7 protein-coding genes are annotated in these 11,766 nt (G+C 71.0%); 1 reads left to right on the forward strand and 6 read right to left on the reverse strand.

Going from position 1 to position 11,766, the window contains the following annotated elements:
* From GXP76_RS29740 to GXP76_RS29755, 4 genes are all read right to left on the reverse strand, one after another.
* The coding region (locus GXP76_RS29740) for an NAD(P)/FAD-dependent oxidoreductase (protein WP_242574718.1) at positions 1–1,375 on the reverse strand (1,375 nt) is incomplete at its 3' end.
* Positions 1,376–1,577: 202 nt separating this feature from the next.
* Positions 1,578–3,182: a class I adenylate-forming enzyme family protein gene (locus tag GXP76_RS29745; RefSeq protein ID WP_242574719.1), complete on the reverse strand. Its 1,605-nt coding sequence runs from the start codon at positions 3,180–3,182 to the stop codon at positions 1,578–1,580.
* A 56-nt stretch (positions 3,183–3,238) separates the two neighbouring features.
* Positions 3,239–4,636: a UbiA family prenyltransferase gene (locus GXP76_RS29750; protein ID WP_242574720.1), complete on the reverse strand. Its 1,398-nt coding sequence runs from the start codon at positions 4,634–4,636 to the stop codon at positions 3,239–3,241.
* 37 nt (positions 4,637–4,673) lie between these two features.
* Positions 4,674–6,038: an FAD-dependent oxidoreductase gene (locus GXP76_RS29755; RefSeq protein WP_242574721.1), complete on the reverse strand. Its 1,365-nt coding sequence runs from the start codon at positions 6,036–6,038 to the stop codon at positions 4,674–4,676.
* 415 nt (positions 6,039–6,453) lie between these two features.
* Here GXP76_RS29755 and GXP76_RS29760 point away from each other — a divergent pair, with 415 nt between their 5' ends.
* Entirely contained in the window at positions 6,454–8,709 is a 2,256-nt protein-coding gene (locus GXP76_RS29760; RefSeq protein WP_242574722.1) for an MMPL family transporter, read from the forward strand.
* Between the two features lie 238 nt (positions 8,710–8,947).
* Here GXP76_RS29760 and GXP76_RS29765 read toward each other — a convergent pair whose 3' ends face one another.
* Together GXP76_RS29765 and GXP76_RS29770 are read right to left on the reverse strand one after the other, a co-directional pair.
* Entirely contained in the window at positions 8,948–10,966 is a 2,019-nt protein-coding gene (locus GXP76_RS29765) for an AfsR/SARP family transcriptional regulator (RefSeq protein WP_242574723.1), read from the reverse strand.
* Between the two features lie 366 nt (positions 10,967–11,332).
* Positions 11,333–11,692, reverse strand: coding sequence for a DoxX family protein (locus tag GXP76_RS29770; RefSeq protein WP_242574724.1), 360 nt, complete (start codon positions 11,690–11,692; stop codon positions 11,333–11,335).
* Positions 11,693–11,766: the final 74 nt, after the last annotated feature.

Below are 11,766 nucleotides of genomic sequence, written 5' to 3' on the forward strand. Positions count from 1 at the left end.
GGCTGCCGCGCCGCGACAGGATCCGCTCGGCGGCCAACTCCCCCGCCTGCACGGCGGCTTCACTCGTCGGACGCTGGAAGACCCAGTCCCCGGCGAACTCCACCGCCCGCGAGGGCCGGTCCAGGAAGGCGCCCTGGAGCCGCAGGGCGTCCGGGGTGGCTTCGGGGGCCGCGTACGGGAACCGGTGCACGTGCGAGTCGACCAGCGCCTCGCGCAGCTCGGGCACGTACCGCGTGGCGCGCCCCAGCAGCTTCTCGACGACCTCCTCGTCGGGACGGTCCATCAGCTCGTCGGTGGCGCGTTCCGCGGTCAGCATGCTGACCAGCCCCTGACCGCGCGGCGCCCGGTTGGCCGCCTTGAAGTGCTCGAAGGTCAGACCGGCCAGATAGCCGTCCTCCTTCTCCGGGATGAGCAGCGCGTAGACCTTCTTCGTGACGCGCGACTGACGGACCGCCAGGGGACGGTCCACCTGACAGGTCACGCGGATCATGCGGGAGTACGACGTGGCGTCCAGGAAGGGCAGTTCCTCGGCGGGCGCCGACGGGTACAGCTTCCTGGCCACGGGCGCCGGCACGGCGAGTACGACCTCACGGGCCGTCACCACACGCCCGTCGGCGAACACCAGCCGTACGCCGCCGCCGGGGCTCTCGGTGACCTCCTGGACCGCCCTCCCGGTGTGCACGGTCAGCCGCTCCGCGACCTTGCGGGCGAGCGCGTCCATGCCGTCGCGGTAGGTGCGCCAGCCGTGCAGCCCCCGGGTGGCGACCATGGTGGCCACGAGCGGCGCGACGCACGACCGCCGGGTGTCCCAGGCCCAGCCGGTGCTCGCGGCCGGCTGGAGGAGGTAGTCGTGCAGGTCCGGGTGTTTGCCGTCGACGAACTCGGCGACGGTACGCAGGCCGAGCGGGCTCTCCCCCGGCCGCCGGGTGCTGACCTTGCCCAGGGACGGCAGCAGACCGCCCAGCATCCCGGTCATGGCCATCCGGCCGCCGAGCGACAGCCCCGCGCCGGTGAGGGTGCCCACCCAGTGCCCGCTGCCCGCGTGCGCCTTGCCGTCCCGCCAGACACCGGCGAGGCTGCCGACCTTGAGTACCCCGCCGTCCCGGTCGAGTCCGACATCCTTGATCAGCCGCCAGGTGGACGGGTAGCCGTGCGAGGCCAGGGTCTCGGTGCCCTGCTCCACGATCCAGCCGTTCTCCTGCCGCGCCCGCATCCGGCCGCCGACGTCGCCGTCCGCCTCGAAGACCTCCGGCGCGCGGCCGGCCTCCTTCAGCCGGTACGCGGCGGTGAGACCGGAGATCCCCGCGCCGACGACGGCCACGTCGACGTGCGTGCCTGTTTCTTCCCCGGCTGCCTGTGCCTCTGTCTCTGCCATGGCTGCGCTCCCTGCTCGACGCTCTGGGCCGGTTCGTCCTCAACGGCCGGACAGGCTGTGTGTGGTGTCCTCGACGGCCGGACGGGCCGGGGGTGGTGCCCTCCGACGCCGGACGGGCTCTGTGGTATCTCCAACGGCCGGACGGGCCGAAGTACCGCCGGACGGGCCCCGATCGACTCGCGGCCCGTCCGGCGTCCTTCGGCTACGTCCAGCGCCCCGTGCCGTACGTCTCCTCGCCCAGCAGCCGCTCGCGCAGCTCGACGCGGCGGACCTTGCCCGTGCTCGTACGCGGGATCTCGTCCAGCGGCAGCACCCGGGGCGCCCCCAGCGCCGGCAGGTCCGCGGTGGCGCGCTTCCACTCGGCCTCGTCCAGCGTGCCGTCCTGCGTGCAGACGACGGGCAGCGGCAGCTGGCCAGGAATGCCGATCACCGCGGCCTCCAGCAACTGCGGCAGCCGGTCCGCCAGTACGTCCTCCAGCTCGATGCAGCTCATTCCGGGGATCACGTCCACTTCACGGTCCAGCAGCCTGAAGGCGCCCGCGGCGGTCCGCAGTCCGTAGTCGCCGGTGTTCCACCACTTGCCGCGCGCCTTGTCCTGCCAGCGCCGGTGCTCGCCGAGGTAGCCGATGCAGCGCCCGTCGGTGCGGGTGAGCAGCACGCCGGGCTTGCCGTTGGGGACCGGCTTCATCGTCGCCGGGTCCACCACCTTCATCCCGGTGAAGCCGGGGATGGGGCGGCCGACGTCGCGCGTCGTGGGGTGCCGGTCGCCCTTGGCCGCGAGCGCCCTGCGGGTCAGCAGGCGGAAGGTCATGGGACCGGTCTCCGACTGGCCCCAGCCCTGGAGCCAGGCCGGGAAGCGCCGCTTGCTGGCGTGCAGGAAGCGGCGGACCGTGGGCGGGTGGATCGCGTCGAAGGTGCTCACGAAGAGCCGTACGTCCCCGTACAGCTCCGGCCGCTTGCCGGCCAGTTCCTGCCAGCCGATGTACGTGGCGGGCAGCGCCTCCAGATACGTCGGCTTGCGCCGCTCGAACATCCGCTCCGCGGTCTCCGGCCGGGCGTCGGCGAGGAGCAGCGCGTCCTTCGGCTCCAGCTTCAGCGTGCCGGTGCTCCAGGTGATCATCCGCATGTGGTTGAAGGGGGTGGCGGTGGCCACCGTGTCGGAGCGCTTCATCGCCACGATCGGGAAGCGCAGCGACTCCGTACGGCCGAGGTGGCCGAGCACGGTGTCGACGGAGTGCACGACGAGCTTCGGCACGCCGGTCGTGCCGGAGGTGTGGGTGGCGACCATCGGCTCGTAGCTGGCCGTGGTGAACACCTTCGGGGTACGCGCCCCGCGCAGGTCGTCGAGCGCCACCGTGCCCGGCAGCGCGGCCCCGATGGTCACCGTGCGCGGGACGAGGGACTTCAGGTCCACGCCCTGCTCGTCGGCCGAGCTGAGGATGTCGGCGGTGGTGACGAGCAACTGCGCGTCGGCGCGCTTCAGTACGGTGCCGAGCGTCTGCGCCGGGAGGCCGCCCGCGATCAGGACCGGGAGGCCGCCGAAGCGCGCGGTGGCGCAGGCGAGCAGCAGATAGTCCCAGTGGTTGTCCTTGGCGATCGCGACCCGGTCGCCGGGCCGCGCCCCCGCCTCGTACAGCAGGCCGGCCGTCTCCTGCACCAGTTCGGCGATACCGGCGACGCTGAACTCGGTGCCCGCGCCGGAGGCTATGTCGAAGGGCCGGCTGAGATGGAAGCGGGTGCTGCGGCCCGCCTGCGCGTGTTCGTCGAAGAGCAGGCCGAGTCCGGTCGGCTTGTTCTTGGTACTCATGTCCGTTTGTCCTGTCCGGAGTTCGGGCCGCCGGCTCGGGCCGCGGCCGTCGCCCCTCAGCTCGCGAAGTGGATGAGGTTGGCCAGGACGATGCCGGCGACGCCCGTCCGGAACGCCACCACTCCTCGCCTGCGTGCCAGCAGTGCGTCTCCGTTACGGCTGAAGGAGGTGAACTGGCGCAGCCGCAGCGCCATTTCGGGCAGCAGGGCGGCGAAGAACCACCACGGCGCCCAGCCCACGGCCGAGGCCCCGACGGTCAGCAGCAGGTCGACGGCGGAGAGCGCGCCGATGAAGACCAGGTTGCCGCGCGCCGATGTGTGGACCGCGACCGTGCTGCGGCCGACGGCCGCGTCACCGCTGATGTCCTTGGTGTTGGAGTAGCAGGAAACCAGGATCTGCCAGAGGCCGAACAGCACCGCCTGCACGAGCACCAGGGCGGGCAGATGGCCGGTCACGAAGCCGTAGGGAGCGACGACGATGACCAACGGGCAGCCCATGATGAGGACTTCGCCGAGGCCCCGGTAACTGAGCTTGAGGCCCCAGGAGTACTGGAAGCCGGCGAACAGGACCAGCCCGGTGACGACGAGCGCCCACATCGGCCGCTCGGGGGCGGCGACCGCGGAAGCCGTCCAGAAGACGGTGCCCCAGAGCAGGCTCAGATATCCGAACCGGGTGGCCTGAAGGACCGTCAGGGCGCCGGTCAGCAGGGGCTTGCGCTCCAGGGGGCGCAGCGGAGTGCCGCCGGTGCCGAGGTAGTTGGCGCGGTCGCTGCCGTCCTTGATGCCGTTGACGTCGTCGAGGGCCATGACGGCGGAGATGACGCCGATCTCCCCGAGGAGGAAGAGCAGCAGGGTCGTCCACGTGTCGGACGCGAACCGCACACTGCCGGCGAGCGCGGTCCACAGCACGAGCATGCTTAGGTAATAGTCGAGGACGAACTCGAACTTCGCGAGCCGCGCGTAGGCGACGAAGCGGCTCCGGGCCCCGGAGGCGGGCCGCCCGGCGGGGGCGCCGGTGGGTTCGGGACGGCCCGCGGCAGCGGGTCGTACGCCGTCCGTCGCCGGGCGGGAAGCGTTCGCGACGGCGCCGCCGTCACCCGCGCGGCCGGCGGCCCGACCGCCCGTGTCCGCACCGGGCGCGGTGCCGACGCCCGTATCCGCGCCGGAGGCGGAACGGCTCGCGACGGCTCCCGCCGCACGCCCGTCCGCCGGGGCAACGGCCCCGTCGGTCGCCGTACGGCCACCGACGCCGGTCCGCGTGCCACCGGCCGGACGTCGCACGCCGTCGGTTCCCGCGCGGGACGGGCCGGCCGCACCGGCACCCGCTTCCGCGGCACCGGACGTCCCCGTCGCGGTGTCGACGCCGCCACCGGTCCCGGCCGACGCGGAGGCCGTGCCACCGGGCCGGCGGCCTCCGGCCCCGGCGCCGCCGGAGGCGGGAGTGAACGCATCCATGTCTTCTCCCCTGCTCCCCTGCTCTCCGCGGCCCGGCTCAGCCGGCCGTCGTCAGCTTTCCGGCCGTCGTCAGCTTCTCGGCGGCCCGGATGCCGGAGAGCATCGCCGCCTCCGAGATCGGCGCGGTGAAGTAGTCGCCAGCGAAGACCACCGGCGCGTGCTGGAGTCCGATGACACGTGCGGACATCCGGTAGCGGCCGGGCGAGGGCAGCGGCATCGCGTGCGGGCGTACGGCGATCTCGAACGGCTCCGCGTCGTCGACCGGGAAGTCCGGCCACAGCTGGGTGACCAGCCGGGTCGTCTCGGCGTACTGCTCCTCCGGCGACAGCGCGAGCAGGCGACGCGTCTCGGCGCGGCCCGGGTAGACGAACGCGAGGTGCTTGTCGACCGAACGCCCCTGCTCGTCCTTGACCTTGCGCGGGAAGGTGATGATCGTCTTGACCGGCGGGTCGTCCGCGCCGGCCGCCACGATGTGCGCCTCGGACGGCATGCTGCTGAAGTCGACCAGGTACGAGACCGACAGCGCGGGCTCGTACACCTGGGTCTCCAGGAACTCACGGGTGTCGCGGCCCACGATGTCGTTCGGCAGCGCGGCCGTCAGCTTGGCGGCGACCGGCGCCGTGGTGGCGACGACGACGTCGTCGAAGACCTCGGCGTGGCTCTCGCCGTCCGCCGAACGCGCGGTGATGTGCACCCGGCCGTCCGTCACCTGGAGGTCGGTGACCTCGTGTTCGAGGCGGATGTCGGCGCCCTCGGCGTTGCGCTCGGCGATGACCTCCATGCCGTTGCGGAACACGTAGAACTTCGCACCGGCCACCTGCGCCTGCATCGCCCGCACGTGCGCCGCGGAGATGTCCTCGCAGCGCCACAGCCAGAACGACTCGATCTCCGGCCGCAGCAGATTGTCGAAGCCGCGCTGCGACAGGCTCTTGCGGGCGTACTCGGCCGCGGTCGTGCCGTCGTCGAACGGCGCGAGCTTGATCGGGTCGAAGATGTCGAGCTGCTTGCGCTTGAGCGTCTCCTTCATCGTCCCGGTCAGGAAGCCGATCCGGTCCTTGAGGCCGACGTGCTTGTACGTGAGCAGGCTGCGCAGCGAGTCGGAGAGCAGCTCGGCGGGCTGGCCCTTGTCCACGACGATGACGTTGTTGGACATCTCCACGAGCTGGTCCTCGAGACCGTACTCATGAATTCGCTCGAACATCAGCTTGTAAAAGCTGGTGAACCAGAGGTTGATGCCGACGGAGGGCTCGATCTCCGAACGGTGCCACGAGCGAGCCCGACCGCCGAGTCCGGCGGCCGCCTCGAAAATGACCACCTCGCGGCCCGCCTTGATCAACTCTTTGGCGGCGGCGCAGCCGGCCATCCCTCCGCCGATGACAGCGGTCCTCTCACGCTGGCTCATTCGCTTTACCCTCCAGGGAATGTCTCGGATTGCCCTCGACTGTTGTCGCCTGTTCTCGCCGCAATTTAGGAGGGTGAAGCGGCTGTTAGATATAGCAGTCATCCAGGAAATGACCCGCACACACCTGTCATTGTGCGCATTCACGCGCTGGTGCACCGTAGTCGGGGAGCATGCTGCCCAACCGTCGTCCCCGCCGCCCCTGACCACCCGGCGGTGGCCCGGCAGGGCGGGTGCGCAGGGGTGGCCGGGCGCGGAGGGCCGACCACACCGACCGTGCCCGGCGCGGAGGCTCAACCGGGCGCGCCGCGCGAGGGGTTGTCATTGCCAGTGGGCTCGCGCGCTCCCTACCTTGATCGTGTGAACGGGATCGACACGCCGCCCCCAGAAACGGCGTTCCCCCTCGAAAGGTTGCCGAATGTTCGCCTCACTGGCCAGATTCACCACACACCGCAGCAGGCTGGTCCTCTATCTCTCCGGTGTGCTCCTGGTGCTCGCGGGAGCGCTGGGCGGTGGCGTGATATCGACTCTCTCCGCCGGTGGATTCACCGACAGTTCGACCGAGTCCGCGCGGACGGCCGAGGTCCTGGACGGACGGTTCGGCTCGGGTGCCCCCAATCTGACCCTGCTGGTCTCGGACAAGCGCGGCATTGACGATCCGGCCGTCGCCACGGCCGGCGCACGGCTCACCGAGCGCATCGGCGCCGAGGACGGCATCGAACAGGCGCTGTCCTACTGGACGTTGGGCAAGCCCCCGGCCCTGCGCGGCGAGGGCGGGAACAGCGCCCTGGTCCTGGTGCGGATCACCGGTGACGAGGACCAGGTACAGAAGACGCTGGAGCGTATCCAGCCGGAGTACGACACCGAGGTGGAGGGCCTCGACACGCGCGTGGGCGGTGTCGCGGTCGCCAACAAGGAGATCACGGACACCACCCAGGACGATCTCCTGCTGATCGAGATGGTCACCTTCCCGGTCCTGCTGGTCGTGATGCTGTTCGTCTTCCGGGGTGTGGTCGCGGCGCTGGTGCCGCTGATGGTCGCCGGACTGACCATCGTGTCCGTACTTCTGACGCTCCGTATCCTCACGCTGTTCACCGATGTCTCGGTGCTGGCCACCAACGTCGCGACCGGGCTAGGACTCGGCCTGGCGATCGACTACGCCCTGATCCTCCTCAAGCGCTACCGGGAGGAGTTGAGCGGCGGCGCCGACACGGACACGGCCATCACGACCGCGCTGCGGACCGCGGGCCGTACCGTCCTGTTCTCCGCGGTGACGGTGGCGCTCGCGCTCGCGGGCCTGCTGGTCTTCCCGTTCTACTTCCTGCGGTCCTTCGCGTACGCGGGCATCCCGACCGCCCTGCTGGCCGCGATCGTCTCCATCACCTTCCTGCCCGCGCTGCTGAAGGCGCTCGGCCCGCGCATCGACAAGGGCCGGATCCGCGTCCTGAACCGCGGCAAGGAGGAGAAGCCCCCGAAGCCGGAGGCGGAGCGGTTCTGGTACCGCCTCGCGACGACCGTGATGCGCTTCCCGATCCCGGTCGCGGTCGCGGTGATCGGTCTGCTGCTCTTCCTCGGCTCGCCTTTCCTGAACCTGCACATGAGCCTCGCCGACGACCGCGTACTGCCGGCCGACACCCAGTCGCGGCAGATCAGCGACATCGTGCGGGAGGACTTCAGCGCGCAGGAGTCGCAGGCGCTCAACGTGGTGCTGAACGACACCCCGCCGACCGGGGAGCGGTCGACCGACACGTACGCGCAGAAGCTGTCCACACTCGACAACGTGGCACGCGTCGACAGCGAGGCCGGTTCCTTCGCGGAGGGCAGGCAGGTCGCCCCGCCCGGACCGGGCTCCGACCGCTTCAGCGCGGACAGCAGCACGTATCTCTCGGTGATCCCCAAGAGCGAGTCGCTGAGCGAGGAGGGCGAGCGCCTGGTCGAGGACATCCGGTCGGCCGAGGCACCGTACGACGTCCAGGTCGGCGGCCCGGCCGCGGAGCTGGTGGACTCGCTGGACTCCATGTACGACGCGCTGCCGATGGCGCTCGCGATCATCGGTATCACGACGTTCGTGCTGCTGTTCCTGTTCACCGGGTCCCTGGTGCTGCCGCTGAAGGCCCTGGTCCTCAACTGCCTCAGCCTCAGCGCCACGTTCGGTGTGCTGGTGTGGGGCTTCCAGGACGGTCATCTGGAGGGATTCGTCGGCGAGTTCACGGTCACCGACACGATCACCTGGACCGTGCCCGTGCTGCTGTTCTGCATCGCGTTCGGCATGTCGATGGACTACGAGGTCTTCCTGCTCTCCCGCATCAAGGAGGAGTGGGACCGCTCGGGCGACAACCAACTGGCCGTGGCACGCGGCCTGGAGCGCACCGGCGCGATGGTGACCGCCGCGGCGGGCCTGATCGCCATCGTGTGGCTGGGCTTCGTCCTGTCGGGGATCTCGTACCTCAAGGCCATCGGTCTGGGCCTGGCCATCGCCGTCCTGATGGACGCGACGCTCGTACGAGGCGCGCTGGTGCCCGCGTTCATGCGCCTCGCGGGGCGCGCCAACTGGTGGGCGCCGGGGCCGCTGGTCCGCTTCCACCGGCGCTTCGGCCTGCGCGAGGCGGCGGACGAGCCGTCGGATACGCCGGGCGCGCCCGACGGGAAGCCGACGCGCGAGAGCGTGCACTGAGTAGGAAAATGGGACGCAGATGTCCTCGAACGCCGGGCGGGCCGCGAGTGCGGCCCGCCCGGCGGGCGTTTCAGGCCCGTCCGGCGATCGGGGACGAGCGCGGTCGGCGAGTCACACGACCCCGGTTACGCTCCCGCCTCGGAACCAAGCGGGAGTGGAGGGGAGTGGGACAGAGCCGGACGGGATCCGGGCAGGAGCCGGACGGGATCGACCGGACGCGAGCCGTACGGGAGCGGGCTCATCCGGCCGGTGTCAGGACGGACGTGAAGCACGGCACGGGTGACTGCCCCTCCCGCGACGGCGTCCCCGACATCAGCCGCAACTCCGCGACCGCCAGGTCCGGCGCCTGGGCCTGCGTCCGCGCGACGAGCCGGATCAGTTCGGGGATGCCGTAGACCGTCGTGGCGCCGGGCGCCGATTCGACGACCTCCACCACGTGGTGGTCCAGGAGCCGGCCCACCAGGAGTTCGGCCGCCCAGGTGTCCATCGCCAGCGCCCGTGCCGCGCGGGGGATGTCGAACGGAGCCTCCCCGTCGCGGGCCAGACAGGCCAGTGCCTGGCTGTCCGGAGTGGCGAGCCGGGCGCACGCGCCCGCCATCCGCCCCCGGACGTCGAGCGAGCCACTGCCCAGTTCGGCCAGCCGGCGGTGCTCCGGGGCCAGCCGGGCCGCGAGTTCGGTGACGGACCACATCCGGCGCGCCGCCAGCTTCTCCCCCGCCGCCCGTACGCCCAGCGCGCGGTTGCCGGTCAGGCGTACGACCTGCCGGGCGGCGGCGACGTCGGCGCCGATGCGGTCCACCCCGGCGAGCGAGGCGAGCAGTTCCACGGCGTCGTCCGTCTCCATGGGGCTCAGCTCGACGTTGACCGCACCGGGCAGGCCCGGCAGCCGTACGCGCGAGGTGACGAGGACCGCGCTCCGCGAACCGCCGGGAAGCAGCGGTACGACCTGCTCGGGACCGAACGCGTCGTCCAGCACCAGCAGCAGAGACCGGTCCGCGCTCCAGCTCCGGAAGATGCGCGCCAACTCGTCCATCTGCTCGGGCAGTTCGTCCATGCGCATGCCGATGTCACGCAGCAGGGAACGCAGCACCGCGGCGGGGTCGGTGGGCCGGTCGTTCTCATCGTGGAGCCGTACGTGGAACTGCCCGTCCGCGAAGTGTTCACGCAGCAGATGAGCCGCCCGGACGGTCACGGTGCTCTTGCCGGAACCGGCGCCGCCGAGGACCGTCACGATCTGAGGGGCCGTCAGCAGAGAGCCGCTGCCCGAGCGGGCATGGGTGACGATACGGGCCAGCTCCGCCCGGCGGCCCACGAAATCGGGTGTGTCGGAGGGCAGTTGGGCGATGACCTCGCGTCGTGGCCGGATGTCTTCGGCGGGCGCGACGGGAGCCCGTACGACCGCCTGCCTGCCCGGGGCCAGTTCCAGCGACGGCGCCTCGTTCAGCACGTCGCGCTGGAGCCGCTGGAGCCGGTGCGAGGGCTCGATGCCCAGCTCCTCGACCAGATCGCGGCGCAGCTGCCCGAAGGTCTCCAGCGCGGTGCCGCGCTGGCCCGACCGGTAGGCCGCGAGCATGAGCTGGGCGGCGAACTCCTCGTTCAGCGGGTGATCGGCGGTGAGCTGGCGCAGCTCCGCCATCAGCCGGTGGTGCCGGCCGAGCCTCAGGTCGGCCTCGATCCGGAGCTCCAGTGCGCCGAGACGGGTGTCGGCCAGCTGTGAGATACGGGCGGCCAGCGCCGGGCCGGTCTCGATGTCGGCGAACGCGTCGCCGCGCCACAGGGCGAGCCCGAGTCGCAGCGTACGGGCCGCGCCCTCGGGGTCGCCGTCGCCCAGGTCGACGCGCGCCCGCGCGAGATGCCGCTCGAACTGCCACAGGTCGAGCTCGTCGGGCGCGAGCCGGATCCGGTAGCCGTTCGGGCAGGTCTCCACCCGCTCCCCGGGGCCACCCGCGCCCGCGGAGTGCGGTGCCTTGCGGAGCTGGTACACGTAGGTCTGAATGGTCTTACGGGCCAGCCTGGGCGGCTCGCCGTCCCAGAGCTCGTCGATGAGTGTGGACGTCCGTACCTGTTCGTTGGCGTGGAGCAGCAGTGCCGCGAGCAGTCGCCGGGCCATCGGGGCGGACGGCGTACGGTCCCCTCCCTGACCGCTGATCTCCATCGGCCCGAGGATCCGGATACGCAGTGGGTGGTTGCCGTCCGGATGAGTGCCGTCCAGGTGGATGCCCGGACGGTGAGCGCTTTCGGTCGCCGAGTGCGTCAAGACCTGTCGTGTCCTTTCGGATCGTCTCCTCGGGACGCCGTGAAAAACGCTCAGCCCGAAACGGCCGCCCAAGTACTGGCGGCGGCGGCTGCCACGCGTGAACTGCTTCCCCGTGCCCCGTTGATCTCTGACTCCGCTGAACCCTCCACGTCACGACGCCCAGTTGGAGCCACGGGCCTGGTGCGGCGAGGCCCGGGCGTGGCGTCCGTGAATGTGAAGTGCTTTCTGCTGTAGAGTTTTTGATGATCTCTGCTGTCAAACGGAGTGTCAACAGCCTTCTAAGGCTGACGGGTTCCCTCACGACCGGCCCGCACACCCGCTCCAGGGCCCCCGTTTTCGGAGTGTCCCTCCAGACTTCCGCCCCTTCTACAGGACGAAGCTGTACAGGGCGACAAGCACACAGATGACGAGCATGCCCACCGCGTTGAGAAACAGGTTGCGGCCGAAGTCCCGTGCCCGGACGTGCGTGAAAATCGCCACAATGAAATAGAGAACCAGCCCCCACGCGGCGACCACCCCGAGCCAGGGCACCCAGATCCCGACGACGAGCCCCGCGGCGGCGGCGAACTTCACGGGCGGCGTGACCCACCACCACTGCCGCGGAAAGCCGACGCCCTCGAAGCACTCACGCACGAACCGGACGGGCCCGAGGCAGAGAACCCCGTCCCCCGCCTGGATCAGCGCCAGCACGACAACGGGCCACACGGGCTCGGGCAGGGCTCTCATCGGCGGCCTTTCATCACCCACCGCAACGCGAGAGCCGCCCCGCCGGTTGTGCCCTGCGCACCGACTCCCCCTGA

This window comes from Streptomyces sp. NP-1717 (assembly GCF_022695985.1).
In the GTDB taxonomy this organism is placed as follows: domain Bacteria; phylum Actinomycetota; class Actinomycetes; order Streptomycetales; family Streptomycetaceae; genus Streptomyces.